Raw genomic sequence first — 25,977 nt, forward strand, 5'->3', positions numbered from 1 at the left:
AAGGAAATAATTGCGAGGCTAGCGCTGGACTGCAGCGACCGCAAGTGACGGGTTGTATCGGTGTGCTGCAACGCATATAAAGAGCAGCTATCAGGAGATTTCCCATATGGCACGAGTAACTGTCGAAGATTGCATCGAGCAGGTCCCGAACCGGTTTGACCTGATCCTTCTGGCTGCGCAGCGCGCACGCATGATCCGCGAAGGTTCGCCGATCACTGTCGAGCGCGACAATGACAAGGATCCAGTCGTCTCTCTTCGTGAAATCGCTGATCGCTCCGTCAGTCTCGATGTGGTGCGCGAAGGCCTTATCGCCAACCTCCAGGAAGTCCGTCCTGGCGAGGAAGAAGAGCGTGAGGCAGACCGCGCAGCGCTTGAGACGGCGCCTGCAGCTACTGAAGAAGACGTGATGCGCGCCTACCAGGCCGAACTGGAGTCGGGCCGCGACGACCGTTTCTGATACTGCAATGAGCAGCGCGGCCGCCACTCACATTGATCGGTCGCCCCCAAATATGGAGCGGCGCGACGCTGGTGCGCGCGCCGTTATTCCAACCCGCGAAGATCTGATCGACGCGGTCCGGGCCTACTATCCTGAAGTAGACTCGAAGCGCCTTGGTGAGGCTTATGACTTTGCCAAGGAAAAGCACGGCGAACAGCTGCGTAAGTCAGGCGACCCATACTATTCCCATCCAGTGCAGGTCGCGATGCTTATTGCCGGCATCCAGCTCGACCAGTGCACAATCATGGCCGGGCTTCTGCACGACACGGTCGAAGACTGTGAAGTTTTGCTGGACGAGATCGAGACCCGGTTCGGCAGCGATGTTGCTGAACTGGTCGATGGCGTCACGAAACTCGGCAAGCTCGACTACAAGTCCGAGCAGTCCAAGCAGGCAGAGAACTTCCAGAAGTTCATTCTTGCGACGGTAAATGACATCCGCGTCTTGCTCGTGAAGCTGGCCGACCGGCTTCATAATATGCGCACGCTTCACTTCATCCCGAAGGAAGAATCACGGCGGCGGATTGCGGGCGAAACGCTGGAAATCTATGCGCCGCTGGCCCGCCGCGTGGGTCTTTACCAGGTTGCCTCCGAACTGGAAGATCTCGGCTTTCATCACGTAAATCCGGAAGCGCGCGCCAGTATCGTTGCAAAGCTCGAAGAGCTAATGTCGGAGAACGCCGACGACCTTGAACGCATTCGCTTTGCCATCAAGCAGGTCGTCGTTGAGCAAGGGCTTACTGCACGCGTGAAGGGCCGCCGCAAGCAACCCTATTCGATCTGGCGCAAGCTGGAGCGCAAGTCGATTTCATTTCGCGACGTCGCAGACATTTTCGGCTTCCGCGTAATCGTTCGCGAAACCGGCGAGTGCTATCAGCTATTGGGCGCATTTCACACGGTCTGGGCCTGTCTGTCTGATCGGTTCAGGGACTTCATTTCTGTTCCGAAGCCGAACGGTTACGCATCTATCCACACCACCGTCCGCGCCTCTGGCAACCGCCTCGTTGAGTTGCAAATCCGTACTGAGGAAATGGACCGGACCGCCGAGCATGGCGTTGCCGCGCACTGGACATACAAGAATAGCGAATACGGCTTCGATATTGAATCGTCAAAGGCTGCAGGCCTCGACCCCGGCGTGAACTTGCGCGCATTCGGTGAGCTTCTGGCCGATGGCGCAGAACCCGATGAATTCCTCGAGCACGCCAAGCTCGAAATGTACCGCGAGCATGTGTTCGTCTTCACGCCCAAGGGCCGGCTCATCATTTTGCCGAAGGGCGCGATGCCGCTCGACTTTGCGTATGCAGTTCATACGGCCGTCGGAGACACTTGCGACGGCGCAAAGATCAATGGTGTCGACCGTACGCTTCGTACGCAACTCAAGAATGGCGACGTTGTAGAAATCCTTCGGCGTTCTGACTCCCGGCCCACGGTCGGCTGGGAGGCGCTTACGGTAACCGGGCGTGCGCGATCTGCTATCCGCAGGCTGATCAGGGGGCGGGAACAGATTGAGTTTGTCCGCCTGGGCCGGGCGTTGATGGACAGGGACCTCAGACGTGCAGGCATCGAGCCGCTCGAAATTGACATGGTGCGTGTGGCCCGGCGCGCGGAGTTCGAAACCGCCGAGGATCTTGCCGAGGCGGTCGGGCGCGGTCGCTATGACACGGGGGACTTCATTCGCGCCGCATTCCCCGGTCATGAGCCGGTACACGCGAATGCCAATGATCGCACCTTGATCGATGACCAGCACGCCAGCCAGATGATCGCCGGCGAAGACCTGACGCCGGGTGTTACATTGCATCTCGGCGAATGCTGTCACCCGATCCCCGGTGACCGCATCATCGGTCTGCGGGAACCCGAGAAGGGCCTCGTCGTCCATACGATTTTTTGCCGTCAGGTTGCCGCGTTCGAGGACAGACCAGATCTCTGGGTTGATTTGCGCTGGAATGAGCTTGCCAAACAGGGCGTCGTTGCCGTTGGTCGGATTAGCGTTCAGGCGGTGAACAAGCCTGGCGTCATGGCGCTACAGTGCTCGGCGGTCGCACAGGCTGGCGGCAATATCACGCGTGTCGAGACCGGCGAACGCGCCTCTGACTTTCTTCAGCTTGTCTTCGATATCGAGGTTGAGGACTTGCGTCATCTCGAGCACATAAGGGCCGCATTGCGGGCGCTCGCCGTCGTGGAGAGTGTTGAGCGGATCGAGGAGACGACAAATTGACCAATGACGAGGTGCTGGACTGTTTTCGCGAAGCTGGTGCGTTGCTTGAAGGTCATTTCATTCTCTCCTCCGGACGCCGCAGCCCCGTCTTCCTGCAGAAGGCGCTCGTCTTCTCCCAGCCCGAACTGGCGGAGCGTCTCTGCAAGGCGCTCGCGAAGAAAGTCACCGAGACATTCGGCAAGATCGACGTCGTGGCCGGACCAGCTGTTGGCGGCATCATTCCGGGATATGAGCTCGCGCGTCAGCTTGGGTGCCGCTCCATCTTTGCAGAACGCGTCGATGGTGAGCTTCAGTTCCGGCGCGGCTTTTCCATTACCGAAGGTGAGAAGATCCTGATCGCCGAAGATATCGTGACGACAGGTCTGTCATTCCGTGAAACTGTAATCGCGCTCGGCAAACTGCCCGGCGAAGTCGTCGGCGGTTCATGCGTTATTGATCGGTCGAATGGCCGCGCCGATGTCGGCTGCAAGCTCGTTTCACTCGCCCAGGTCGACTTTCCGGACTATGATCCTGGCAACCTGCCGGACCACCTGAAAGCGATTCCGCCGGTCAAACCCGGTAGCCGCGGGCTTGCCTGAAGGAGTGATCGCTCATGATCATTGGTATGGGCAATGACCTCTGCAACATTGAGCGGATCGAGAAGTCGATCGAACGCTTCGGTGAGAGGTTCAAACAGCGCTGCTTCACTGAAACCGAAATCGCGCTGGCCGAACGTCGACGCCGCTCGGCTGAGACTTATGCGAAGCGGTTCGCGGCCAAGGAGGCCTGCGCAAAGGCGCTGGGCACAGGGGTGCCGCGCCGCGGTGTGCACTGGAAACATATGGGTGTCGTAAACCTGCCAACCGGTAAGCCGACCATGGCTCTGACCGGCGGCGCGGCAAAGCGGTTGGCTGAAATGCTGCCAGACGGACATGAGGCGGTGATCCATCTCACGATTACTGATGATCATCCATGGGCATCGGCTGTTGTCATTATTGAGGCGCTGCCTGTACAAGCGCGCTCATGAAACCCGCCCGGCCAAAACGTACAAGATTGCGCGCCTCCGGACGGACGGTGAAACGCAAGCGCCCCGAGCTGTCTGCCGACGACCGTATGGAGCTTGAAGCCCGGCTGGGATATACATTCAGGACGGTTGAGTGGCTGAACCGGGCGCTAACCCATCCAAGTCTCATCGACAATTATGACGGCGACGCGCAGTTCTCGAACCAGCGTCTTGAATTCCTTGGTGACCGGGTACTGGGCCTCATCATGGCCGAGTTGCTCATCGCCAAGTTTCCGTCCGAGCGTGAAGGCTATCTGACACGTATTTTCCACCAGCTTGTCAGCGGCGAAGCCTGCGCAGAGGTTGGCGAAGCCATGAAACTTCGACCCTTCCTGTTCCTAGATGCGTCCATGGAGAACAATAAGCGTGGCAGCTACGACAAATCAGTGGCCGATGCCGTCGAGGCCATCGTGGCGGCTATCTACCGCGATGGGGGACTGGAAGCGGCGCGTGCCTTTATCAGCCGACACTGGATCATGGAGCTTGTGGATCGGGAAATCTCGCAGCAGAACCCGAAAACAAGGCTGAGTGACTGGTGCGGCGCCAATCGCGCGCCCTATGCGACCTATGATATAATAGAGCGGTCCGGCCCGGATCACGAACCGGTTTTCCTGGTCGAAGCCAAGGTGGAAGGGCATGGGGCCGCACGAGACAAGGGCCGTTCGAGGCAGGAAGCTGAAATGGCTGCGGCCGACCGACTTTTAAGGGATCTGATCCGGAATGCAGGCTGACGACATCAAACGCGCGGGCTTTGTCGCCATTATCGGGGCGCCGAATGCGGGCAAGTCCACGCTGACCAATGCCATGGTCGGCACCAAGGTCGCGATCGTGACCCATAAGGTCCAGACGACCCGCTTTCCGGTACGCGGCGTCGCGCATACCGGCGATGCCCAACTCGTTATCGTCGATACACCCGGGATATTCGGGGCTAAGAAACGCCTTGACCGGGCTATGGTAAAATCGGCCTGGACAGGGGCCGAGGATGCGGATGCTGTCATTCACCTGATCGACGCCGCAGCATGGATCGCAGAGCGCAAAGGCAAGTCTGCACCAGCGCAGACCAAATCCGTCGAGGACGACCGCGATGTGATCCGCACGCTGAAGCGCAACGACCGCAAAGTCATCCTCGCGCTCAACAAGATTGACCTGTTTCCGCACGATGAAGTCCTGCCGCTCATTGCAGAGTTCAATGAAGAAGGGGCTTATAGCGACATCTTCATGATCTCTGCCGAGAATGGGGACGGGCTGGACCTGCTGATGGATAATCTCGCCGCGAAGATGCCGGAAGGCCCGGCCATGTTCCCGCCAGAACAGTCAGCAGACATTCCGATGCGCCTGCTGGCCGCTGAGATCACCCGCGAAAAGCTGATGCTGCGCCTGCACGAGGAGCTCCCATACCAGCTGACAGTCGAGACCGAGACCTGGGAAGACTTCAAGAATGGCGACGTGCGCATTGAGCAGGCCGTCATTGTCGGACGTGACAACCACAAGTCCATGGTCCTCGGCAAGAATGGCCAAACGATCAAATGGGTCAGCCGCGCCGCGCGCGAGGAGCTGGGCAAGCTGCTGGATACGCGCGTGCACCTCTTCCTCTTCGTGAAGGTGGACGAGAAGTGGCAGGAAAAGCGCGAAAGCTACGCCCATCTCGGACTGGAGTTCGATAGCTGATGCAGTGGCGCGATGAGGGCCTTGTCCTCGGCGGCCGCAAGTTCGGCGAAAGTGGACTGATCCTCGACGTGCTGACACGTGAACGCGGGCGCCGCTCTGGCCTCGTTTATGGCGGCGCCTCGCGCAAGAAGCGCGCTCAATATGAGCCTGGCAACACGGTCGACCTGTCCTGGTCGGGCCGTCTCGAAGAACAGCTTGGGCGCTTTGAGGTTGCGGAAAGTTCCCGCCAGCGCGCTTCGCGCCTGATTGACCTGCCATTGGCTCTGAATGCCGTCGCATCTATATGCGCGCTTCTGCGCGGCGCCCTGAATGAGGGCGACCATGCCGGCTCTTCACTGTTCGCGGCGACTGAGATGCTGCTGGATCAGCTCGATAGCGACGAGGTCTGGCCGGCCCTCTACGTGCGTTGGGAGCTTGGCCTCCTTGCAGCGCTCGGTTTCGGGCTTGATCTCGAAGCCTGTGCAGTGAGTGGCTCGAATGACGGCCTCACCCATGTCTCTCCGCGAACGGGGCGGGCCGTTAAGGGATCAGAGGCCGCAGAATATATTGATCGGCTATTCATGCTGCCGAACTTTCTCATCGATGCACGTTCTCCGGCGACCGACCAGGATATCGCTCATGGGCTGGAGCTGACGGGCCATTTTATCGAACGACGTCTGTTCAACACGATGAATCGAGACATGCCCGAACCTAGGCGCCGCCTTGTTGCGAAGCTGGCGCGTCCGCTCGCGCTCTAGCGGCAGATGCTCGAGCGGCCCATGTCGAAATGGAAATGATCTGCATGGGCGGCGTTATAGTCCGGTCCAAGCACGACAGAGAAGAGCTGACACGCGCCGCCATGCACCTCCTCAAGGAACGTCCCGAATTCACTATCCTCGCGCCAATGCTGGCGTACGTCGATGACGCGGCCGTCTGTCAGGCGAAACCCGCGAATATCAATGGCGTTCGCCCGTCCATGCTCACTCAAATTGCTTGAGCCAGCGATATTGCGGCAAGAAAAGGAGCCATAGGAGAGAATGCGGTCCACCTCTTCGCCGAGGATCTCTTCAGCCGCAGGTGCTACGATCTCGCGCTCCCAGACGAATAGGGATGCGGTCTGGGCGCAAGTCATCTTCAGCGGGGCAACAGAGTAGGGGTATGCCGACTGATCCAGTGTCAGGGGTCGTTCAAGCGGGCATCGTTCCGTGCCGCTGCCTTCCGGCAGGGCCGTGTAGCCGACATCCGCGCGGTCGAGCAGGGCGTAACACTGGTCGAAGTCACCCTTGAGCCGCGCTAGCTTGATGGGCGTCGCAAAACCGATGGGATCGGTCAGGCTGAGTGGTCGGAGCGGATTGTGCTGCACAGGAACGAATGCATTGAAGGCAATTGCAGCTAGAAGCAGTGCCGCAACGACACCAACCTGTTTAATTCCCCGCTCAAGCGTGCTGATCATTTCTTATATTCATCCGTCATTCTGATAGAGTCGGGGCCACGCCCGATTCCTGAGAAGGCAGAGCCCGAAGGAGCCACCATGTCCGACCTTCTGGACCCCGAAGATGGCAACATCATCAACGAGCCGCTGAGTGAGGCCCTCACCAAGCGCTACCTCGCCTATGCCTTGTCGACCATCACATCCCGCGCCCTGCCGGATGTGCGCGACGGCCTGAAGCCGGTCCAGCGCCGCATCCTTTATGGCATGCGGGAGCTTAAACTCGATCCGGAGTCCGGCTACCGCAAATGTGCAAAAATCGTCGGCGACGTGATGGGTAACTTCCACCCGCACGGGGATAGCGCGATCTACGATACGCTTGTCCGGCTCGCCCAGAATTTCTCCGTCCGTTATCCGCTGGTGGATGGCCAGGGCAACTTCGGTAATATCGATGGCGATAATGCGGCCGCGTACCGCTATACTGAAGCCCGAATGACCGAAGCGGCAAAGCTGCTTCTGGACGGGCTCAATGAAGACGCCGTCGACTTCAAGGACAACTATTCCGAAACCGAGCGCGAGCCGGTCGTCCTGCCTGCCGGATATCCGAACCTGCTGGCAAATGGCGCAACAGGCATCGCTGTGGGCATGGCGACCTCCATTCCGCCGCACAATGTCGCCGAAGTCATCGACGCGGCCCTCCTGCTGATCGAGGACCGCGACACGCCGATTACTGAACTCATGAACGTGATGCCGGGCCCGGACTTCCCAACTGGCGGCGTTATTGTTGAGCCTCGCAGCGCCATCCGCGAAGCGTATGAGACGGGACGGGGCGGTTTCAGGATCCGCGCACGCTGGGCCGTCGAGGATCTTGGCCGGGGCACCTGGCAGATCATCGTCACCGAAATCCCGTACCAGGTCCAGAAGTCACGCCTCATCGAAAAGCTTGCAGAGCTGATCGAGACCAAGAAAGCACCGCTGCTCAGCGATGTGCGCGATGAGAGCGCCGAAGATATTCGGATTGTGCTGGAGCCGAGGGCAAAAACGGTTGATCCAGACGTCCTGATGGAGAGCCTGTTCAAGCTGTGCGATCTGGAATCTCGCTTCTCCATGAATATGAACGTGCTTGATCGCGGCGCACCGAAGGTGATGAGCCTGCGCGAAGTGATCATCGCCTATCTCGATCACCGCCGCGAGGTGGTGGTGCGCCGGGCCCGCTTCCGTCTAGACAAGATCGAGAAGCGCCTGCACCTGCTCGAGGGCTACCTCAAGGCCTTCCTCAATATCGATGAAGTGATCCGCATAATCCGTGAGGAGGATGAGCCGAAACAGGAGCTCATCAAACGTTTCGAACTGACAGATATTCAGGCTGAAGCTGTCCTCAACCTCCGCCTGCGTGCGCTGCGCAAGCTCGAGGAAATGGAGATCCGCAAGGAGAATGACGCGCTTCAGGAAGAGCGCGCTGATATTGAATCCCTGCTCGGCTCGACACGCCGTCAGTGGACCAAGGTTGGCAAACAGCTGAAAGAGGCACGGAAGGTTTTTGATCCGGAAACCGAGCTCGGTCGCCGCCGCGCCACATTCGAGGATGCGCCAGAAATCGACCTCTCAGCGGCACTGGAAGCGTCCACACCGAAAGAGCCGATCACGGTCGTGCTGTCTTCCATGGGCTGGATTCGCGGCATGAAGGGGCACGGACTCGACCTTGAGACCACCAAGTTCAAAGAAGGCGACAGTCTCTATCTCAGCGAAGAAGTGCAGACCACTGACAAGATCGTCCTGCTGGCGAGCGATGGGCGCGCTTTCACGCTGACATGCGATAAGCTGCCGGGTGGTCGCGGCCATGGTGAACCCATCCGGCTGTCCATCGATCTGGAAGACAATATCGAGATTGTCGCCATGTTCCGGCTGAACCCTGATCGTAAACGCCTGATGGCCTCCGATGCCGGTTACGGCTTCATCGTCCCGGAAGGTGAGCTTGAATCGAACCGCAAGGCGGGCAAGTCGGTCGTCAATACGGGTGGCGGCACCCTGCTCGTCAGCCGGATTGTCGATGGTGACCAGATCGCGGTTATCGGTACGAACAGGAAGCTTCTGATCTTTCCGCTCGATGAACTGCCGGAAATGGCGCGCGGCAAGGGCGTGAAGCTGCAAGCCTATCGAGGCAAGGACAAGCTGGCTGATGCGATGGCGTTCAAAGCCGAGGAGGGCTTTGCGGTGACCGATGCTGCTGGTCGCTCCCGCACCTTCCCGGAGTGGGAAGAGTGGATCGGCAAACGCGCGCAGGCTGGCAAAGCGGCGCCACGTGGCTTTCCAAAGTCGGGCACATTCACGGGTTAGCTTGTCTTCCCGCAGGGGCGGGTCTACTGAGTCAGCCGGGACAAACTTCAAGGTGGAGGGACCTCCATGACTTTTCTTTACGTACTGATCGGTGCGCTGGCCATTCTGGTCGTTTTCCTGATCGGCATCTACAACTCGCTCGTCGCCAAGCGTCAGCGCTGCAATCAGGCGTTCGCCGATATCGATGTACAGCTGAAGCAGCGCCAGAACCTCATCCCCAATCTGGTTGAGACGGTGAAGGGCTATGCCAGCCATGAGCGTGAAACGCTCGATGCGGTCGTTCAGGCGCGCAACTCGGCCGTGGCGGCGCAATCGCCGGGTGAGATGGCGCAGGCAGAAGGCTTGCTTACGGGGGCTCTCGGCCGCCTGTTCGCACTTTCCGAAGCCTATCCAGACCTGAAGGCGAACGAGAATTTCAAGGATCTGCAGGACGAGCTGTCTGTAATTGAGGACAAGCTTGCTGCGGCTCGCCGTTTCTACAATGCGGCCGTTCAGGACTACAACACGTCCCGCGAGCAGTTCCCGAACTCCATCGTGGCAGGCATGTTCAACTTCGAAGAGCGCGAATTCTTCGACCTCGGCGGCGACCGTACCGCTCTGTCGAACGCCCCGGAAGTGAAGTTCTAGCCTTCAAGTTTTCTTGTGTATCACATGAATGTCCCGGTCTTTCTTGCTGAAAGTCCGGGACTTTTTTTGTGAAGGAACGATCAGTTCGCCTGCAACGATGGCAGCCAGGTGGCAAGCTGAGGCAGGAAAGCGACCGCCAGGATCATCAGAAGCTGCAACCCGATAAAGGGCAGGGCACCACGCCAGATCTCGATCGTCTGAACACTGTCCGGTGCTGCACCCCGTAGATAGAAAAGTGCAAATCCAAATGGCGGGGTCAGGAAGCTGGTCTGCAGGTTCAGCGCCATCAGAATGGCCAGCCAGACCGGGTCGAACCCCATGATAATCAGCGGCGGCGTCACCAGCGGCACAACCACGAAGACGATCTCGATGAAGTCGAGAAAGAAGCCGAGCACGAACATGACCAGCATGGCGCCGATCAGCGCGCCCCATCGACCGCCGGGCACGGCCTCAAGAAGGTCAGCGACCATGTCATCGCCGCCAAATCCCCGGAAGACGAGCGAGAACAGCGACGCCCCGATCAGGATCAGGAAAACCATCGATGTAATGTGAACGCCGCTTTTCAGAGCAAGCGAAAGAAAGCCGCGCCGATGCAGGATCAACATGCCGGCAGCTGTGCCAGCCAGGAGAATGAATGCTGATATTGCGATGATGGCGATACCGGCAAGCGTGATTGCGTCAGTGGTTGCAACGCCGAGGCGCAGGTCCATCACGTTTCGGATAATCAGAATCAGAATGAGGGAAACGAAGGCCGCCGCGATGACCCTCACCAGAAGCGCATCCTTTGTTTCCGAAAGGCGAAGGCCCGCTAGCAACAGAGCACCGGCCACGCCGATAGAGGCAGCTTCTGTTGGGGTTGCGATACCGGACAGGATGGCGCCAAGCACAGCGATGATCAGGAAGAGCGGTGCACCAAGGCCGAAAGCGACTTCCTTGCCTGTCAACGGCGGGCTGTCATCGTCGATGACGGGCGGGCAGGAGTCTGGTTTCAGGATGGCCATGATGGCGATCCAGCCAATGTAAAGCCCGACCAGAAGCAGGCCGGGAATAAGCGCGCCGGCGAACAGGTCACCTACCGACACCACAAAGCTGCCAATACCCATTTCATTGGCGGCCTGGCTTGCAGCGTTGGACACAGCGTCGGCAAGCAGGATGAGGACGATGCTCGGCGGAATGATCTGACCGAGCGTGCCTGAGGCAGCAATCGTGCCGGTGGCTAGTTTGGGATCATACTTGTGGGCCAGCATGGTCGGCAGGGCGATCAGCGTCATCGTGATGACAGTCGCGCCAACAATGCCGGTTGAGGCCGCAAGCAGGGCACCGACAAGGACGACGGCATAGCCAAGACCGCCGCGCATACGTCCGAGAAGCCGCCCAGCAATATGAAGCAGGTCTTCTGCCACGCGTGAGCGTTCAAGGATGACACCCATAAGCACGAAGAGTGGAACAGCGATCAGCGTTTCATTCTGCATGATCGACCCGCCCTGAATGCGGCTCGGAAGGGAGAGGAGAAGAGGTTCAGGAAAGACGCCCAGCGTAATGCCGAACAGGGCAAAGAGCAGGGCGACTCCGCCCAGCGTCAGCGCAACGGGATAGCCTGCAAGCAAGGCGCCGATGGCCGTCAGGAACATCAGGAGCGCGAGCAGGAGTTCAAGCTCCATAATGACGCTCCTGCGGTTTGACTTCTTCGACTTCAGAGGCAAACCCGGTCAGTCTGAGCGCCGCTTTCAAGGCTACTGACAGACCAGCGAGTATCAGGAGAATGGCAAAGATCGGCACCAGCGTCTTGAACAGGAACAGGATCGGGAGCCCGTCGCTCTCGCGCGAGCCTTCGAACAGCGTCCAGCTGCGTGTTAGCCCCTGTTCGCCAGCCATAAGGAGGCGGATGCAAATCGGGAAGAGGAGGAGATAGGTGCCCGCAAGTTCAATCCAGTTGCGGCCATTCTCGCCAAAGCGGGGGCGCAAGATGTCGACCCGTACATGCGCATCATCACGAAGCGCCGTCGACGCGCCCAGCATGAACATGGCGGCAAAGGCATATATGACCGACTCCGACAGCCAGGTCGCCGTCAGGGCGAGGGCGTAGCTGCAGATTACGACGACGAGCTGAAGCATGAAGAGCAGCACCGCCGCCAGCATGGCCGCGCGCAGGACCCAGTCGAGCGAACGGTCAAGCCCGTCTGCAAGCGTCTGCCCGGCTTTGAAAAGTGGCCCCGGGATCACTAGAATAAGCAGCGGTAGAAGAAGGAGTGGCGAGGCAACTATCCCGATCCATTTCAGGAAGCTGCCAAGGGTCAGGAAGACTTGCGGGTCCATGACGGGCGCCTAGCCTCCGGCTTTCCGGCCAAGCTCGCGGGCTGCATAGTATGGCCCGTCAGAGACCGCCGCCCAGCCTGCCATCTTGTTGAGCGACTTTTCGAAACTCTCATAGATACGCTTCTCGAGACCATCGCGGCCGGATGCGGCGCGCACGTCCCGGGCCGCCTCTGCCATCCGGGCAACAACCTCATCCGGGAATGACCGCAGCTGCACGCCGTGCTCGCGTACCAGAAGGTCGAGATAGACCGAGTTCTGATAGGTAAACTCGCCGAGCGAGAGATGATTGACGGACTCGCAGGCCGCCTTGATCAGCGCCTGCTCACCTGCCGTAAGGCTTTCCCAGAGCTTGAGATTGATGCCGACAGCTAGGCTCGCGCCCGGTTCATGGAAGCCGGGGCCGTAATAGTATGGCGCTTCACGGTAGAAACCGAGGGAGTAGTCATTCCAGGGGCCGACCCATTCGGTTGCGTCGATATTGCCGGTCTGGAGCGCCTGATAGATTTCGCCGCCGGGCAGGGATTTGGCTGATCCGCCTAGCGCGCGCAGGACGTCGCCGCCTTGGCCCGGGATACGCATCTGAAGGCCGACAAGGTCGTCGAGACTGTTGATCTCACGACGGAACCAGCCGCCCATCTGGTGACCGGTATTCGCGCCCTGTAGCGGCTTGATACCAAAGCCGGCCGACAGCTCATCCCAGAGCTCCTGACCACCGCCAAAATCGATCCAGCCCATGATTTCCTGCGCCGTCATGCCGAATGGCACGGCGGTGAAGAACGGATAGGCTGTAGACTTGGCCGTCCAGTAATATTCGGCGCCGTGATACATGTCGGCAGAGCCATTCGCGACCGCGTCGAAGCTTTCGAAAGCAGGGACCAGCTCGCCCGCGGCATAGACCTTCACTTCGATCAGGCCTTCGGACATTGCGAGAATGCGTTCAGCTACGCGTTCGGCCGCGCGGCCAAGGCCGGGCAGGCCTTTCGGCCAGGTGGTCACCATGTTGAGGCGTCGCCGGTTGCGGCTGATCGCAGGCGCGGCAAGGTTTGCCGCGTGGTCCGGGCTGCCAAAGGATGCGGCAGCACCGCCTATGCCAAGAAGACCTGCGCCAAGCAGGTTACGTCTTCGTATCATGTCCTCCCCCGGATCCTCTAGGGATCGCCCGGCCTTGCCCCTCTGACAGGTCGGGTTCTAGTCTTCCTCTTCAAGCGGACGCCAGACGGCCCCGTCAAGGACTTCGAGCGGTTGGAAGCGGCGTTTATAGTCCATCTTCGGGCTCTGCTTGATCCAGTAACCTAGATAGACGTGGGGCAAGCCATAGTCGTCGGCGCTCCGGATATGATCAAGGATTAGATACGTGCCAAGGCTGCGCTTGGGCTGGCGCGTGTCGAAGAAAGTGTAGACCATCGAGAAACCGTCGCGCAGCACATCTGTCAGGGATACTGCGACCAGCGGCGCATCCTCTTCAGGTCCTTCGCGGTACTCGAACATCAGGGTCTGTACGGGCGTTTCATTCACCATGCCGGCGAATTCTCGAAAACCCATATCCGACATGCCGCCGCCTTCATGACGCGAAACCAGGTAGCGCTTCAGCAGCCTGAACTGTTCACGTGTCGCTTTCGGCGCGACCGGGCGGCGTACCAGATCCGCATTGCGCTTAAGGATCCGGGCTTGGTTCCGGCTTGGCGAAAACCGAGAGGCGTCGACGCGCACACTGCGACAGGCATTGCAGGATGGGCAGGCCGGACGGTAGGCAACCGACTGGCTGCGACGAAAGCCTGCCTCGCTCAGCTGGTTGTGAAGCGTGTCAGGGGCCGACTGGTTGAGATGGGTAAAGGCTTTGCGCTCCATCTGGCCGTCCAGATAGGGGCAAGGCGTTGCACCGGTGACATAGAAACGTAGTCCGCGTCCGACACCCGGTACGGTAAATAGAGACTCATCCAGTTTCATAGTCATCGATTAAGGCACTCATAGATCAAAACGCCAAGGGGCCATTATGGTGAATGCGACCCACATCACAATCAAAAGTGGCCCACCAAACTTTATGAAGTCTGAAAATCGGTAATGGCCGGGGGCCATGATCAACATGTTGGTCTGATAGGCGATCGGCGAGGCGAAACTGCAGTTCGACGCGTAAATGACTGCAAGGATGTAAGGAAGCGGGTCAGCGCCCGCCGAATGGGCCGCCTCCAGGGCAACAGGGGCAAACAGTACGGCGGTCGCGGCATTGCTGAGAATATTCGTAAGTACGGCAACGCAGATAAAGATGGTCGAGAGGATAACGACGGGGCCAAATGGCGAGGCGAGTGTAACAACACCATCTGCGATCAGCGTCGCTGCGCCAGTTTTCTCCAGTGCCGTGCCCATGGCGAGAGCGGCGGCGATGACTAGGAATATCTTGAGATCAAGTGCCCGGCTCGCCTGCCGGGTGTTGAGGCACTGCGTAACGATCATGGCGAGAGCTGCGAGAACGGACGCCACGAGAATGCTGACAATGCCGGTCGCTGCCAGAACGACCATGCCAAGTGCGATAAGGCGGGCCGCAAGGCTATGCGCCGTCACCGGGATTTCCTTCTGCGACCACTCCAGCAGCAGGATGTCCCGGCTTGTTCGCAACTCCTGGAAGACGGTCGGCGGTGCACAGAGGAGGAGCGTATCGCCAGCTTCAAGCCTGATTTCACCAAGCTTGGTTCGGATCATCCGCGAGCGTCGCTGAATGCCCAGCACGACCGCCGAGGTCAGGCGGCGGAAACCAAGCATTTCTACGGTCCGGCCCGCCATGCGCGAACCCGGTGCGATAACGGCCTCGATCAGGCTGAGCTGCGGTACACTTGTATCGACCGCTTCGTTCTCATTTCCCTGCCAGATCTGTTGCAGCAGCCCAGGCTTTGAAGCGAGGAGGTCACTAATGGCTTTCCGCGTCGCCGCAACAATGACCAGATCGCCAGCGCGTAGTTCGACATCCTCGAACGGGGGAAGCATTGCTTTCTCGCCGCGCTGGATAAGGCGGACGGTCATATCCTTGAGATCCGGGAACATGCCTGCCAAAGGGGACTGGCCGATCAGGAAGTGCCCGTGCGTGACTTCTATCTGTGCCACGAACTGTTTCCCGCTAGGCACGATCTCCTGCGCGAACGTATCCCGGTTCGGCAGAAGATACCGCGAGAAGATCGCAATATAGGCAAGGCCGACCCCGGCAAGCATGAGTCCCATTGGCGTCTGCTCGAAGAAGTCGAGGGATATCCCTTCGGTGCGCCGATAGGCGTCTGCGGCCAGCAGGTTGGTTGATGTGCCGATCAGCGTCGTCATGCCAGCTAGTATCGAGACGAAACTGAGCGGCATCATCAGGCGAGAGGGAGACGCATTCATCCGCATCGCAATCGCGCTCATGATCGGAAGAAACATGATGACGACGGGTGTATTGTTCGTGAAAGCGCTGATGGCGAAGACAGCGAAGAACGTTACGCAAAGCGTATAGATCGGGCGTCTGCCATAAGAGCGCAGGAGCGCTTTCGTGGGGCCTTCGATGGCGCCCGTCTGGAACAGGCCCTGGCCGACAACAAGGAGCGCCATGATCGTGATCAGCGCCGGGTTGCCGAACCCTGAAAGCAGGTCCGCCGAGGTTATTGCCGTCCCGTCAAAGGCTGTCGCGCCGGGGATTGTGAACAACAGAAGAAGGGCCGCGACGACGCCGATGGAAACGGCTTCCATCGACCAGCGATCCATCACATAGGCGATGATCGCACAGAGGATGACGAACAGGCTGGCCCACATGGGCCAGTTTGCAACGAGGTCTGTTGCCATGAAGTCTCCCGGCCGCGAAAGGAACCGAAAGGTCCTTCCAGTAAATCAGTCTAGGTGGACGACTATGCTCAACCGGCGGTTCTGAGGCAAGTTGGTAGAGTTGGCGTTGAGCGGCCTGGTGTCGGCCAGACCGGCAACGCTGCGGACGCGTGCTGGTTTTATTCCGTGGGCCAACAGGGCACGACGGGCCGCGTTTGCCCGGTCGGCAGACAGATCCCAGTTGGAATAGTTGGTCCGGTGGATCGGGTCACTGTCTGTGTGGCCTTCGATGCTAAAAGGCATATCGATTAGTGCGAGGGCGCCGGCGGTCAGCGCGATCAGATCATCACCGCGTGCATTCAGCGACGCAGCACCTTTCTCAAATAGCGGCGCTAACTCGGGATCGAGAAGATCAATCCGCACGCCGTTCTCGATTTCGCTGATCGCGACGTGGCCCGCCGGTTCTGTGAGCAGAGCGGAATTGCGTAGAGTTTCGGCGAGCGCTGAGACTCCGGTTTGTGCGGGCGTCAGGGAGAGCGGCTTGAAAGCCTGCGCTGTCGTCAATCCAGGTGCGCCGAATTGCTCTGCCACGTTCTCTTTCTGCTCTGGCGTTGCGCCATGGACCAGCCAAAGAACGAGAAAGAGGGCGCAAAGAGCTGTGAGGAAGTCCGCATAGGCGAGCTTCCATCCGCCAGTCTGGCGGATCGGCGCCAGAGGCATTCTGCCTCCGGCACGCGACAAGGCGTGAACATTAGCCATAGTGTCCGATCTTTCTGATCCGTACACTCTGCCTACACGAACGTCCTTAGGGTGGAGTTTGGCGTAACCTTTGAATTTTAATCAAATCTGGCCAGAGTCCGGATGCCGTTCTGGTTGGCGGCCGCGGCAAACGGGTTATCTGGCGCGAAGCGGCAATGACGAGGTAATTATGAGCAAGTGTGCATTTCTGGGTCTGGGTGTCATGGGCTTTCCAATGGCAGGCCATCTCGTTTCGAAAGGCCATGACGTCACCGTCTGGAACCGGACCCAGTCCAAGGCGGATGACTGGGCCGCAAAGCATGACGGCGAGGCGGCTGCGACGCCGGAAGAAGCTGTTTCAGACGCAGAATATATCTGTCTCTGCGTCGGAGATGACCCCGACGTCGAAGCAGTTTTCGACCAGATCGAGGGAGCGCTCGCCAAAGGCGCAATTGTAATCGACCACACGACAGCCAGCGCGGGTCTCGCCCGAAAGCTGTATGAGCGTTGCAAGGCAAGGGGCGCTCAATTCGTCGACGCCCCAATATCAGGCGGCCAGGCTGGCGCCGAGGCTGGGCGGCTTACCATCATGTGCGGCGGCGATGACGACGCTATGTCGAAGGCACGGCCGATCATGGAGGCATATGGTGCGCGTATCACGCATATCGGCGAGAGCGGTGCCGGACAGCTTGCGAAATCAGTGAACCAGATATGCATCGCGGGTATCGTTCAGGGGCTCTCAGAAGGCATTCATTTCGCTGAAAGCAATGGCCTCGACGTGGCAAAGGTCATGGAAGCCATTTCTGGTGGTGCGGCACAAAGCTGGCAGATGGAAAACCGCTGGCAGACGATGGCAGAGCGTAAATTTGATCACGGTTTTGCCGTCGACTGGATGCGCAAGGATCTTCGAATTGCCCTGACTGCGGCCGACGAAAGCGGCGCGCGTCTGCCAGTCACAGCGTTGGTCGACCAGTTTTACGGCGACGTGCAGACCAATGGCGGCAGTCGTTGGGACACGTCGAGCCTGATTATCCGCTTCGACCCCCAGAGAAAGTCGTGAATTGAAACAGGTCGAAATTCACCTCAAGAAGCGTGACAGCGACATCATCGTCCGTGCGATCAAGGCATTTGAACCCATCGACTGGATCCAGTTCGACATTGAGCAGGCCGATAGAAAGATGATCCGCGTGCTCACACATGACGGCCGTTGCCAGCTTCTGATCGACGCGGTGTCCGAGGCGCTTGAGGACTGCCGTGACTGGCGGGTCACAATGATCCCGGTTGAAGCGAGCCTGCCGGAACCGCGTGAGCTTGAGAAGGATGAGGCGGCCAGCAATCTTCGTGTCCTGCGCGAGGAGCTTCTCGACGATGTGGTCAAGGATGCGACGCTCACGCGTGACTTTCTCATTCTGTCAGGGCTTTCGACGATTGTTGCTGCCATTGGCCTGAATTCTGACGGCGTTGCGGCGGTGATCGGTGCGATGGTCATCGCGCCCTTGCTGGGGCCAATACTCGGTTTCGCCCTTGGCGCCGGTCTTGGTAATATGGGGCTCATTCGCCAATCGGGTGGCACCCTTGCAGCCGGACTGGGCGTGGCCTTGCTCGTCGCCTTCCTCATCTCCTTCGCCTTGCCGCTCAACCTCGAGAGCGAAGAACTCATGGCGCGTACGCAGGTACGGCTCGACAGCGTCGCGCTGGCCCTTGCAGCAGGTGGCGCTGCCGCGCTGTCCATGGCTCAAGGCAAATCCGCTGTGCTGGTCGGCGTCATGGTCGCTGCGGCGCTCCTGCCACCCGGGGCTGCCTTCGGGCTGTTTATGGGATCTCAGGAATGGACGCTTGCTGCCAGGTCCGGAATGTTGCTTTTCCTGAATATTGTCTGCCTGCTTGTCTCGGCGCTGGCGGTCTTCCGCCTCAAGGGCATCAGACCCCGCGGATGGGTCGATCAACAGAACGCAACGCGCGCTTTCTGGATCAATGTTTCGCTTTCAGGCGCGCTACTCGTTGCCTTGATGGTGCTCATTGTCGTGCTGGACCTTGGCGAAAAAGTCACGCTCGGCGATTGAGTTTGCCGGCGACGCTCGTCCCTTCTAGTGTGTTTGCTGCGATATCGAAGGGGATGGACGATGGCCAGGGCTGAGAACAAGACCAGACAGACCGCGCAATCGCCGCAGGAATTTGTCGCCTCTGTCGAGCACCCTGTTCGCAGGGCAGACGCCGAACGTCTGCTCGAAATATTTCAGACGACAACCAACCTCGCGCCGCGCATGTGGGGCCCATCGCTGATTGGTTACGGTCGTTATGCCTATAAATATGAGAGCGGGCGTGAGGGTGAGTTCTTCATGACGGGTTTCTCGCCGCGCAAGGCGAACCTGGTCATCTACGTCATGCCTGGATATCTGGACCTTGAGGAAAAGCTCGCCCGGCTTGGAAAGCACAAGATCGGCAAGTCCTGCCTCTACATCAACAAGCTGGCCGACATTGACGAAGCCGTGCTTGCCGAGATTATCGACTTCGGCCTTCAGTACATGCGCGGCAAATATGAAACCTGGGAAGAGTAGTCTGCAAGGGTTTGATACCGGCGAAGTTCATCAATCGAGCTGGTCGATCACATCCTGAAGCAATTCGTCGATCCGTCTGCGCGTAGCCGATGAACGCAGCGACGAGTCGTTTGCGAACACCGCAAAGGCGAAACGTCTCCCGTCACGTGTTTCGAAGTAACCTGCCAGAGAGCCGGTCCCGGTCAGGCTGCCTGTTTTGGCGCGAAAACGATCGTCACGCCCCATCTCGGTAAACCGATATCGAAGCGTGCCGTCGACGCCCGCCTGTGACAGGTGTCCATACCAGGTGTCGAACCAGCTCTGGCGGCTGGCCCAGACGAGCAAGTCGGTCATCGCAGATGGCGTCAGACGGTTATACACAGAGAGCCCCGAACCGTCGGCGAGGCTGAACTCGCTTCTCGCGGCACCCGCATCGACCAGCATATCGCCCATCAGTTCAAGGCCTGCATCCTGCGATCGGTCTCGTGCCGTCAGCGAAATATGATGAAGCAGCACTTCGGTATAGAAATTATTGCTCTCGTGAAGGACTTCCTCAAGCAGCAGGGCAGGGTCTGGCCCGGGCAAAACAAAGTCGGGCAGGGGGCCTGTCGGGTCGCTGTCGGCTACTGGTTCATGAACGGTCGTGCCGCGAAAGACCTGGCCGTGGACGGTCACGCCGCGCTCCTCCAGCATGGCCTTGAGCACCTCGCCAGCATAGAGCGAGGGGTCGTCGAGCCCGAATTGAAGATGGACGGGCGGTGAGGCAAGCGGCAGGCGCCCAAGCAAATAGGCCTCCTCCGCGCCGGGACGACGAATAAGGTCGACACTGAACTGACGGGTCGAGACGGTTTCCGCCTCATCGGTATTGATCTCGAAGAACGGCACCCAGTTCCAGGTCACTTCCGGTGGCAAGCCGCGGCGACTGCCGGGCGTCAGCCGTGCGCGTGCCACGCCGCTGTCAACGCTCAGCGCAGAAATCGAGGTTGCGTAGCCAAAGCGGAAGTCCTCATGCGTCCAGCCGGACGGCCAATGAGGTGGCTGAAATAGCGAGTCGTCGACATCAACCGCATTGAGCTGCGTTACGCCACTTTCAACGACTGCGTCGGCCAGCGCCTGCAAACAGTTCGAATAGCACCGCGAGGAGGCTGAAAGTGTTGGGTCGCCAGCGCCAATGAGGACAATGTTCGGGTGAACCGAGTCTGCGGTCGCTTCCAGCCGGGCAGACGTGCCACTGGGCCAGCGTCCGCCCTCAAAATCGCCGAGCAGCCGGAAAGCGGCAGCCGACGTGACAAGTTTCAGGGTAGATGCAGGCGCAAATCTCTGGTCAGTGGCGACAGCGTACACTTCCCCGCCATCGAGCGAGACAACCGATACGCCCCATCTTCCACCTTCAAGGTCTGGCAACTCGACGTCTTCGGCAACAATCTGCTGCGCAGCCGCAGGAACGACGAGGCACATAGCAGCCAGCATACCGGCGCCAGCAGCGACGGAACGGCAAAGAGTGGTCAGGCCGGCGACACGTTCACGCATTCAGGATCTGAGCCGCCGCTTCGGCGAAGTAGGTGATGACGCCACAGGCGCCCGCCCGCTTGAAACAAAGCAGGGTCTCCATTATCACGCGCTCCTCATCAATCCAGCCGCGCTCACCTGCGGCCTTGATCTGGGCATACTCTCCTGACACCTGGAACGCGATTGTCGGAACCGCGAACGTGTCCGATACGCGCCGTATAATATCGAGATAGGGCAGCCCAGGCTTTACCATGACAAGGTCAGCGCCTTCATCAATGTCCATGGCGACCTCGCGCAGGGCTTCGTCGCTATTTGCCGGGTTCTGCTGATAGGTCTTCTTGTCGCCTTTAAGCGCAGAGGCCGAGCCGATGGCATCGCGATAGGGACCGTAAAAGCCGCTCGCATATTTTGCGGCGTAGGACATGATCATCGTGTTGACCTTGCCCGCCGATTCCAGGGCATCGCGGATTGCGCCAACGCGGCCATCCATCATGTCAGAAGGGGCCACGATGTCTGCGCCTGCCTCTGCCTGCATGACAGCCTGACGGCGAAGCAGTTCAACCGTCTGGTCATTCAGGACATAGCCGTCCGCATCTATAACGCCGTCATGTCCATGCGCCGTGAAAGGGTCGAGTGCCACGTCGCAGATAATGCCAACGTCGGGGGCGGCGTCTTTCATGGCCTTGATCACGGTTGGCACAAGACCGTCAGGATTGAGCGCCTCTGATCCTGCATCATCCTTACGGCCCGGATTGATATGCGGGAAAATCGCGATCGCGGGGATGCCAAGCTCGCTTGCGCGCCTGGCCGCCTTGGCGGCTTCCGCGACATTCAGCCGGAACAGGCCGGGCATGGAGCCGACTGGAATGGTCGGCTCATCGCCATCATGCACGACCATCGACCAGATAAGGTCATCGGGCGTCAGATAGTTTTCAGACGAAAGGTTTCGGACCCAGGCCGATTGACGAAGCCTGCGGAGCCGGGTGGACGGGTAGCTTTGCGGAAATGGCGAAGTCATGGGTCGCTACTTAACGCGCTTTGTGTGTTTGCGAACGGGTTTTCTCATGAAAACACGTTTCGAAATGTCCATGAAAGGGGCCTGCGAGGTTTCAATGGCCGTCATATAGGGGGCGTACTCTCTGCGCGGCAGCTCGATAAAACCTAGAGATGCATAGAACGGCGCATTCCATGCGAGGTCGCGAAATGTCGAAAGCGTGATCTGCGACGCCCCTGCATCGGCGGCCCTGCTGTCGAGTCGGGCCATAAGCCTGCGACCAATGCCGCGTTTGCCAAAGTCAGGGTGAACGGAGATCTGCTGAAGATAGATATCGCTGTCCACCTTGGTGAACTGGCTGAACCCAACGACGCCGTCGACAGACAGTTCGGCAACATCAAGTTGGTCCGCCTCGATCGAGGCGAGCAGATCGTCCTTTTCAACATGATCATCGAGAGCTTCTGGTGACAGTAAGCCAGTCGGCACAAACAGCGTCGAGGCGGCAATGTCGACGCGAATGACGGCATCGACGTCGCCAGCATTGGCAGATCTGATATTCAGGGCACAAGAAGCTGTCATTGAGTTGTCAGCTTCTACCTCGAAACGCTGCGAAAACTAAAGCCTGATCGTCTTCGCGCTCAACAGACGGATACCCACGAGGGGCCCTCGTTGCCATTGGCGTCTGGCTTCGCAGCGTTTGACCTTGGTGCGGTCAGGGCTAACGAACTCGACTGTGAAAGCTTCCGGTAGGATGGAGGTCTTGTTAAGCAGGATCTTCGCGCCGCGTTGCGACATGTCCTTTACGACGAAGTTCATCTTGAAACCCGTCTGCAGAATAAGTGTGCCTGAGGTATTCACCTCAAAGCGTGGAAAGTCGCGTTTATCTGAATGTTCCGACATAGGCATTTCGACGTTCGAGTGCATCATCGTGTCTCTAAATCAATCTATACTCTGTACTTCTCCTGCATTCACCCTCGCATACCATGCGTAGGTAAGAGAAAAGCTTCCTTTATAAGAGTTTACCAATCATTGAAGGCAGATGTCGGATTGCTTGCATCTCTAAACATTAACCATATTGCCGCATTTTGTTAACGAATACACCCTCCTGGGAGGGCATGATTAACGAAATATCAGGATGAAGGGCGTAACTCTATTCAAACTACAACAAAAGTTGAGTGATGATGGTGGTTACAATGAACAACGCTGCACAAGCAGTGGCCGGTGAAGATACGGTCGCAGAATCTTTCCTGAAATCCCTTTCGCTTCTCGAGCAGGCGCATCGTCGTCTGCACGATGTCGTCAAGGACGACCTTGAGCGGGGAGGTGAGCGTCACCTGACAGGTGTTCAGGCCCTTCTTCTTTATGAGATTGGCGAGAACGAGACCCCGGCGTCGGTGCTGCGTGCTCGCGGTGCCTTTGCGGGCACGAGCCTCTCTTACAATATCAAGAAACTTCAGGAAGGTGGATACCTCGTCCAGTCACGCTCGGAAGCTGACAAACGCACTGTGCACCTGCGCCTGACTGAGCGTGGCCACAAGGTCCGCAAGCGTGTCGAGGGTCTCTTCGCTAAGCAGGCTGACGCCCTTGAGCCGACCGCAAGCGTACGTCCAATGGACCTGACCCAACTCAACAAGACGGTTTCGCGTCTCGAGCGCTTCTGGTCCGACCAGATCCGCTTCCGTCTCTAGAAAAAGCTTCAACCTTTGGCGGAGAGCGTTATAGCTCTCCGCGAATGGTTCGATCTACGCTTTGTCTTGCGGCGTTCATCTTCGCGATGGACGCCGAAGCCGCTCCCTGGGGGCAGGCTGAGGAGGCCGCCTTCGTCCGCGCGGCGCTCAACCGCACCGAGGTTGAGGGGCTGCAGGGCTGGCGCACCGATCTTTACACCGAATATGGTCTGACGGACCGATGGACGGTGACCGCCAAGTATGAGCGCGTCACCTTTGATGATTTCGCTGAATTCGAAGCGAGCGGCTGGCGCACGACATTGCGCCGAAGCTTTGCTCTGTCTGAGGCCTGGGTTGTCTCCGCTGAGGCGGGCGTCCTGGAAGGGGAGGCGATCGGTGGCGCGTCCGGGTGCCAGTCAACTGGCGGCGAAGCGCGCGCCGGTCTCGCACATTCTTTCTCTCGAAAGACCAAGAAGGTTCAGCGCTATGGCTTCTGGTTCGCAGAAGCCGCCGTACGCGCTCATTCAGATGGTTGTCAGCGTTATCGGCTTGAGGCGGGGTATGGGCGAGAGATTGCGCGAAATATCTGGCTCGTGCACCAGTTCTGGCTCGATCAGGGCTCGGAGAATGCGCGCTCGCTCAAACATCAGTTTGAATATGTCCTGCGCCGCGGTGCGTATGATGTTTCGGCAGGCTCTTTGGTCGAACTCGGCGGCGAGTTTGAAGAAGTGGGGCTATTCGTTTCGCTCGCCCACCGGTTCTGAGCCAGGAGTGCCTTGGTTCTCGTCCGTTGCGGCCTTCTGGTCTGCGTTCTGCCCGGAACTGTAACCACTCTCGACCATGAGGTAGGCGATCACCGCATGGCGGTCGGCGGGCCGCCGCACGCCGGCAAATGTCATTCGGTTGCCCGGGAGGTAGTCACGCGGGTTGGCAAGCCATTCCTCCAGCCGCTCTGGCGTCCATTCGAAACTTTCTGCTTCCAGTGCTCTTGAATACTGGAACCCATCTGCTGTGCCGACGGTACGACCGAATACGCCGTGCAGGTTAGGGCCGACTAGGTTGCGGCCTCTCTCGGTAATCGTGTGGCAGGACTGGCAGTTTTTGAACGTCCGTCGGCCGAGATTGTAGTCCGCTTGCGAATATGGCGCGGGCAGCGCGTCGAATGATGACTGCAAGCTCGTGGTGGAAGTGTTTGCGATCGACGCCGACTCTTGCTCGGTAAAAGGTGCCGCGCCGGGCCCGTCCGCGGTCGTGCGATCGCACGATGCGAACACAGCGCAAGCAGCGCACGCCAGAAATATTCTTAAAACCATAGAGTTGAGGCCTTATTCTTAGAAGAGCGCCGCCCTATCGTGCGAAAGCACGAAAAAGCGTTTCCGAAGAAAATTCAGGCTAAGCCTGTCAAATTTCATCGTTCCCGGAGCGCAGCCTTAATCTTCCTTGCTTATTATAAGCAGATAACAGGCGGCTGTGTCTCTTTGAAATGGGACAGATTGAGGCATGTGCGCGTATGCGCGAACACCTCTTGCCGCCAGTGATTTGCGCGTGGGCGAACATGCATTTTCGGCAGCTATCCAGTGTCCTTATACTTTTGACGCTTTGCCTCTCGACAGGGTTGCTGCCAGCTATGGCCTATCCGTCGCTGCCGGATACACGCTCGCAGTTTCAGCCAGATCGAGACGACGGCTCTACGATTGTGATCGAAGAATCCGGTTTGTCGTCGCTCATGGTCAGCAAGGCCTCGCCTTCGAAAACCGCATTGATAGACACCGCGATGGCTCAGCTCTTTGGTGGAGCCCTCGCGCTACGGCATAGCGACCCCGCGACGATGCGTCCAAAGAGCCAGGCAAGTATGACGAATGCGCTTGAGCCCTCGGACTGGCGTAGTCGCGATGCATGGGGCGGTTTCCTGGTTGAAGCCCGCCAACGGGCCTCCGGCAGTGGCCACGCTCAGGATGTAGAGACCATAGAGCTCCAGCTTGCATCGCGCTCCATGCAGTCTCACAGATCGGCTTCGCCCGGGCATGGAGCACCAAGGAATATAAGGCAAGAGGATAGCCGGCCGGTCGCCAGGATGGTGCATTCACCAGAGTTGACCTCCTCCGATGCAGCGGCTCAGAAGGACAAAGCATTGGTGCGCGTCAGCGCTTCGGCGGTCGAGGTGCGCGCCGTCGAAATGATAGCACCTGTCAGCCCGGTTTCTGCCGCGCCAGACGGGGAAGGGCCGGGCGAAGCAATGAGCGTGGCCGGGCAGATTGTCGGCAGCGTTTTTATTGATGGAGACGGTGACGGCCAGCCGGGCAGGGGTGACACCCGTCTTGAGGGGCAGGCAATATACCTTACGCCGCTACAGCCTGACGTGCCACGTTTGGTGCATCGCTCAGTATCCTTTGGCCAGTACGCCTTCGAGGGTGTGAAACCCGGCGCCTACCTTCTGTCTGTTTCGATAGGTTGGGAGGACGTTTCGGTCCCCGTAAAGATCGAGCAGGGAAGCTTGGGGCAACGGATCGACATTGCCGTGCCACCAGAGATCGCCTGGCCGGACCCCATTGGCATCGCGTTGGCTGGCGGTATCGAGGCCGAAGGATAGCGGCCGCAAACAAAAAGCCCGACCTTGCAGGGCCGGGCTTTTCCAGAAATTATTCT

General features: G+C 58.9%; 27 protein-coding genes. 15 read left to right on the plus strand and 12 right to left on the minus strand.

Features of this window, described 5'->3' with window-relative positions; genetic code table 11:
• Positions 1 to 106 precede the first annotated feature (106 nt).
• Genes rpoZ through recO form a run of 7 tightly spaced genes read left to right on the plus strand, consistent with a single transcriptional unit; the run spans position 107 to position 6,155 of the window.
• Complete coding sequence (rpoZ, locus tag D1224_RS15915; protein ID WP_119380909.1) at positions 107 to 457, plus strand: DNA-directed RNA polymerase subunit omega; 351 nt, start codon at positions 107 to 109, stop codon at positions 455 to 457.
• 7 nt (positions 458 to 464) lie between these two features.
• On the plus strand, positions 465 to 2,708 hold the full coding sequence (locus D1224_RS15920) for a RelA/SpoT family protein (protein ID WP_233350585.1): 2,244 nt from the start codon (positions 465 to 467) through the stop codon (positions 2,706 to 2,708).
• Positions 2,705 to 3,286 carry an orotate phosphoribosyltransferase gene (gene pyrE / locus D1224_RS15925; protein ID WP_119380911.1) on the plus strand — a complete coding sequence of 194 codons (582 nt, stop codon included), beginning with the start codon at positions 2,705 to 2,707 and terminating at the stop codon, positions 3,284 to 3,286. Before D1224_RS15920 ends, pyrE begins: the two co-directional genes overlap by 4 nt.
• A gap of 14 nt (positions 3,287 to 3,300) precedes the next feature.
• Positions 3,301 to 3,714 carry a holo-ACP synthase gene (gene acpS / locus D1224_RS15930; protein ID WP_119380912.1) on the plus strand — a complete coding sequence of 138 codons (414 nt, stop codon included), beginning with the start codon at positions 3,301 to 3,303 and terminating at the stop codon, positions 3,712 to 3,714.
• Positions 3,715 to 3,761: 47 nt separating this feature from the next.
• Positions 3,762 to 4,481, plus strand: coding sequence for a ribonuclease III (gene rnc / locus D1224_RS15935; RefSeq protein ID WP_182482339.1), 720 nt, complete (start codon positions 3,762 to 3,764; stop codon positions 4,479 to 4,481).
• Entirely contained in the window at positions 4,471 to 5,418 is a 948-nt protein-coding gene (gene era, locus D1224_RS15940; protein WP_119380914.1) for a GTPase Era, read from the plus strand. The genes rnc and era overlap by 11 nt, the downstream gene beginning before the upstream one ends.
• A complete protein-coding gene (recO, locus tag D1224_RS15945) occupies positions 5,418 to 6,155 on the plus strand; it encodes a DNA repair protein RecO (RefSeq protein ID WP_119380915.1) in 738 nt (245 codons plus the stop codon). The genes era and recO overlap by 1 nt, the downstream gene beginning before the upstream one ends.
• Here recO and D1224_RS15950 read toward each other — a convergent pair.
• Positions 6,152 to 6,850: an extensin-like domain-containing protein gene (locus D1224_RS15950; RefSeq protein ID WP_119380916.1), complete on the minus strand. Its 699-nt coding sequence runs from the start codon at positions 6,848 to 6,850 to the stop codon at positions 6,152 to 6,154. The two genes, recO and D1224_RS15950, sit on opposite strands and share 4 nt — an antisense overlap.
• A 78-nt stretch (positions 6,851 to 6,928) precedes the next feature.
• Between D1224_RS15950 and parC the strand changes: the two genes are divergently transcribed.
• Together parC and D1224_RS15960 are read left to right on the plus strand one after the other, a co-directional pair.
• Positions 6,929 to 9,163, plus strand: a complete 2,235-nt coding sequence (gene parC, locus D1224_RS15955) for a DNA topoisomerase IV subunit A (protein ID WP_119380917.1) — start codon at positions 6,929 to 6,931, stop codon at positions 9,161 to 9,163.
• A 66-nt stretch (positions 9,164 to 9,229) separates the two neighbouring features.
• The gene (locus tag D1224_RS15960) at positions 9,230 to 9,790 is read left to right on the plus strand and encodes a LemA family protein (protein WP_119380918.1); all 561 of its coding nucleotides are present in this window, start codon (positions 9,230 to 9,232) and stop codon (positions 9,788 to 9,790) included.
• Between the two features lie 80 nt (positions 9,791 to 9,870).
• On the opposite strand, the gene D1224_RS15965 is transcribed toward D1224_RS15960, so the two are convergent.
• Genes D1224_RS15965 through D1224_RS15990 form a run of 6 tightly spaced genes read right to left on the minus strand, consistent with a single transcriptional unit; the run spans position 9,871 to position 16,606 of the window.
• Positions 9,871 to 11,451, minus strand: a complete 1,581-nt coding sequence (locus D1224_RS15965; RefSeq protein WP_119380919.1) for a TRAP transporter large permease — start codon at positions 11,449 to 11,451, stop codon at positions 9,871 to 9,873.
• On the minus strand, positions 11,441 to 12,106 hold the full coding sequence (locus D1224_RS15970) for a TRAP transporter small permease subunit (protein WP_119380920.1): 666 nt from the start codon (positions 12,104 to 12,106) through the stop codon (positions 11,441 to 11,443). Before D1224_RS15970 ends, D1224_RS15965 begins: the two co-directional genes overlap by 11 nt.
• Before the next feature lie 9 nt (positions 12,107 to 12,115).
• Complete coding sequence (locus D1224_RS15975) at positions 12,116 to 13,237, minus strand: TRAP transporter substrate-binding protein (RefSeq protein ID WP_119380921.1); 1,122 nt, start codon at positions 13,235 to 13,237, stop codon at positions 12,116 to 12,118.
• A 57-nt stretch (positions 13,238 to 13,294) separates the two neighbouring features.
• Entirely contained in the window at positions 13,295 to 14,059 is a 765-nt protein-coding gene (locus tag D1224_RS15980) for an arginyltransferase (protein ID WP_119380922.1), read from the minus strand.
• Positions 14,060 to 14,071: 12 nt separating this feature from the next.
• Positions 14,072 to 15,907: an SLC13 family permease gene (locus tag D1224_RS15985; protein WP_119380923.1), complete on the minus strand. Its 1,836-nt coding sequence runs from the start codon at positions 15,905 to 15,907 to the stop codon at positions 14,072 to 14,074.
• Positions 15,908 to 15,952: 45 nt separating this feature from the next.
• Complete coding sequence (locus tag D1224_RS15990) at positions 15,953 to 16,606, minus strand: OmpA/MotB family protein (protein WP_182482340.1); 654 nt, start codon at positions 16,604 to 16,606, stop codon at positions 15,953 to 15,955.
• 178 nt (positions 16,607 to 16,784) lie between these two features.
• On the opposite strand from D1224_RS15990, the gene D1224_RS15995 reads away from it, so the two are divergent.
• From D1224_RS15995 to D1224_RS16005, 3 genes are read left to right on the plus strand one after another with little or no spacing between them, the layout of a single operon-like run.
• Positions 16,785 to 17,684 (plus strand): NAD(P)-dependent oxidoreductase, encoded by a 900-nt coding sequence (locus tag D1224_RS15995; protein ID WP_407647477.1) that lies wholly within the window; start codon positions 16,785 to 16,787, stop codon positions 17,682 to 17,684.
• A gap of 1 nt (position 17,685) precedes the next feature.
• Complete coding sequence (locus D1224_RS16000) at positions 17,686 to 18,687, plus strand: TIGR00341 family protein (RefSeq protein ID WP_119380926.1); 1,002 nt, start codon at positions 17,686 to 17,688, stop codon at positions 18,685 to 18,687.
• A gap of 60 nt (positions 18,688 to 18,747) precedes the next feature.
• The gene (locus tag D1224_RS16005) at positions 18,748 to 19,182 is read left to right on the plus strand and encodes a DUF1801 domain-containing protein (protein WP_119380927.1); all 435 of its coding nucleotides are present in this window, start codon (positions 18,748 to 18,750) and stop codon (positions 19,180 to 19,182) included.
• 30 nt (positions 19,183 to 19,212) lie between these two features.
• Here the strand turns inward: D1224_RS16005 and dacB are convergent, their stop codons facing one another.
• From dacB to D1224_RS16025, 4 genes are read right to left on the minus strand one after another with little or no spacing between them, the layout of a single operon-like run.
• Positions 19,213 to 20,691, minus strand: coding sequence for a D-alanyl-D-alanine carboxypeptidase/D-alanyl-D-alanine endopeptidase (gene dacB, locus D1224_RS16010; RefSeq protein ID WP_119380928.1), 1,479 nt, complete (start codon positions 20,689 to 20,691; stop codon positions 19,213 to 19,215).
• On the minus strand, positions 20,684 to 21,688 hold the full coding sequence (hemB, locus tag D1224_RS16015; protein WP_119380929.1) for a porphobilinogen synthase: 1,005 nt from the start codon (positions 21,686 to 21,688) through the stop codon (positions 20,684 to 20,686). The genes dacB and hemB overlap by 8 nt, the downstream gene beginning before the upstream one ends.
• Positions 21,689 to 21,694: 6 nt before the next feature.
• Positions 21,695 to 22,243: a GNAT family N-acetyltransferase gene (locus tag D1224_RS16020; protein ID WP_119380930.1), complete on the minus strand. Its 549-nt coding sequence runs from the start codon at positions 22,241 to 22,243 to the stop codon at positions 21,695 to 21,697.
• A gap of 36 nt (positions 22,244 to 22,279) precedes the next feature.
• Complete coding sequence (locus D1224_RS16025; RefSeq protein WP_182482341.1) at positions 22,280 to 22,564, minus strand: PilZ domain-containing protein; 285 nt, start codon at positions 22,562 to 22,564, stop codon at positions 22,280 to 22,282.
• 293 nt (positions 22,565 to 22,857) lie between these two features.
• Here D1224_RS16025 and D1224_RS16030 point away from each other — a divergent pair, with 293 nt between their 5' ends.
• Positions 22,858 to 23,352 carry a MarR family winged helix-turn-helix transcriptional regulator gene (locus D1224_RS16030; RefSeq protein ID WP_233350586.1) on the plus strand — a complete coding sequence of 165 codons (495 nt, stop codon included), beginning with the start codon at positions 22,858 to 22,860 and terminating at the stop codon, positions 23,350 to 23,352.
• Positions 23,353 to 23,396: 44 nt separating this feature from the next.
• The gene (locus D1224_RS16035) at positions 23,397 to 24,095 is read left to right on the plus strand and encodes a hypothetical protein (RefSeq protein WP_119380932.1); all 699 of its coding nucleotides are present in this window, start codon (positions 23,397 to 23,399) and stop codon (positions 24,093 to 24,095) included.
• Here D1224_RS16035 and D1224_RS16040 read toward each other — a convergent pair.
• Complete coding sequence (locus D1224_RS16040; RefSeq protein ID WP_233350587.1) at positions 24,066 to 24,506, minus strand: c-type cytochrome; 441 nt, start codon at positions 24,504 to 24,506, stop codon at positions 24,066 to 24,068. The two genes, D1224_RS16035 and D1224_RS16040, sit on opposite strands and share 30 nt — an antisense overlap.
• A gap of 452 nt (positions 24,507 to 24,958) precedes the next feature.
• Here D1224_RS16040 and D1224_RS16045 point away from each other — a divergent pair, with 452 nt between their 5' ends.
• The gene (locus tag D1224_RS16045) at positions 24,959 to 25,921 is read left to right on the plus strand and encodes a hypothetical protein (protein ID WP_147372421.1); all 963 of its coding nucleotides are present in this window, start codon (positions 24,959 to 24,961) and stop codon (positions 25,919 to 25,921) included.
• Positions 25,922 to 25,977: the final 56 nt, after the last annotated feature.

Source organism: Henriciella barbarensis (assembly GCF_003576345.1).
GTDB lineage: Bacteria > Pseudomonadota > Alphaproteobacteria > Caulobacterales > Hyphomonadaceae > Henriciella > Henriciella barbarensis.

What these genes read in the sequence shown, in the direction of transcription:
- D1224_RS15990 (WP_182482340.1), bottom strand. Translation starts at nt 16,606, where the DNA reads ATGCCTCTGGCGCCGATCCGCCAGACTGGCGGATGGAAGCTCGCCTAT.
- hemB (WP_119380929.1), bottom strand. Translation starts at nt 21,688, where the DNA reads ATGACTTCGCCATTTCCGCAAAGCTACCCGTCCACCCGGCTCCGCAGG.
- D1224_RS15965 (WP_119380919.1), bottom strand. Translation starts at nt 11,451, where the DNA reads ATGGAGCTTGAACTCCTGCTCGCGCTCCTGATGTTCCTGACGGCCATC.
- D1224_RS15975 (WP_119380921.1), bottom strand. Translation starts at nt 13,237, where the DNA reads ATGATACGAAGACGTAACCTGCTTGGCGCAGGTCTTCTTGGCATAGGC.
- era (WP_119380914.1), top strand. Translation starts at nt 4,471, where the DNA reads ATGCAGGCTGACGACATCAAACGCGCGGGCTTTGTCGCCATTATCGGG.
- D1224_RS15960 (WP_119380918.1), top strand. Translation starts at nt 9,230, where the DNA reads ATGACTTTTCTTTACGTACTGATCGGTGCGCTGGCCATTCTGGTCGTT.
- D1224_RS16025 (WP_182482341.1), bottom strand. Translation starts at nt 22,564, where the DNA reads ATGTCGGAACATTCAGATAAACGCGACTTTCCACGCTTTGAGGTGAAT.
- D1224_RS15950 (WP_119380916.1), bottom strand. Translation starts at nt 6,850, where the DNA reads ATGATCAGCACGCTTGAGCGGGGAATTAAACAGGTTGGTGTCGTTGCG.
- parC (WP_119380917.1), top strand. Translation starts at nt 6,929, where the DNA reads ATGTCCGACCTTCTGGACCCCGAAGATGGCAACATCATCAACGAGCCG.
- D1224_RS16035 (WP_119380932.1), top strand. Translation starts at nt 23,397, where the DNA reads ATGGTTCGATCTACGCTTTGTCTTGCGGCGTTCATCTTCGCGATGGAC.
- recO (WP_119380915.1), top strand. Translation starts at nt 5,418, where the DNA reads ATGCAGTGGCGCGATGAGGGCCTTGTCCTCGGCGGCCGCAAGTTCGGC.
- D1224_RS15920 (WP_233350585.1), top strand. Translation starts at nt 465, where the DNA reads ATGAGCAGCGCGGCCGCCACTCACATTGATCGGTCGCCCCCAAATATG.
- dacB (WP_119380928.1), bottom strand. Translation starts at nt 20,691, where the DNA reads ATGCGTGAACGTGTCGCCGGCCTGACCACTCTTTGCCGTTCCGTCGCT.
- rpoZ (WP_119380909.1), top strand. Translation starts at nt 107, where the DNA reads ATGGCACGAGTAACTGTCGAAGATTGCATCGAGCAGGTCCCGAACCGG.
- D1224_RS15985 (WP_119380923.1), bottom strand. Translation starts at nt 15,907, where the DNA reads ATGGCAACAGACCTCGTTGCAAACTGGCCCATGTGGGCCAGCCTGTTC.
- D1224_RS15970 (WP_119380920.1), bottom strand. Translation starts at nt 12,106, where the DNA reads ATGGACCCGCAAGTCTTCCTGACCCTTGGCAGCTTCCTGAAATGGATC.
- D1224_RS16045 (WP_147372421.1), top strand. Translation starts at nt 24,959, where the DNA reads ATGGCCTATCCGTCGCTGCCGGATACACGCTCGCAGTTTCAGCCAGAT.
- D1224_RS16005 (WP_119380927.1), top strand. Translation starts at nt 18,748, where the DNA reads ATGGCCAGGGCTGAGAACAAGACCAGACAGACCGCGCAATCGCCGCAG.
- acpS (WP_119380912.1), top strand. Translation starts at nt 3,301, where the DNA reads ATGATCATTGGTATGGGCAATGACCTCTGCAACATTGAGCGGATCGAG.
- D1224_RS15980 (WP_119380922.1), bottom strand. Translation starts at nt 14,059, where the DNA reads ATGACTATGAAACTGGATGAGTCTCTATTTACCGTACCGGGTGTCGGA.
- D1224_RS16020 (WP_119380930.1), bottom strand. Translation starts at nt 22,243, where the DNA reads ATGACAGCTTCTTGTGCCCTGAATATCAGATCTGCCAATGCTGGCGAC.
- D1224_RS16030 (WP_233350586.1), top strand. Translation starts at nt 22,858, where the DNA reads ATGAACAACGCTGCACAAGCAGTGGCCGGTGAAGATACGGTCGCAGAA.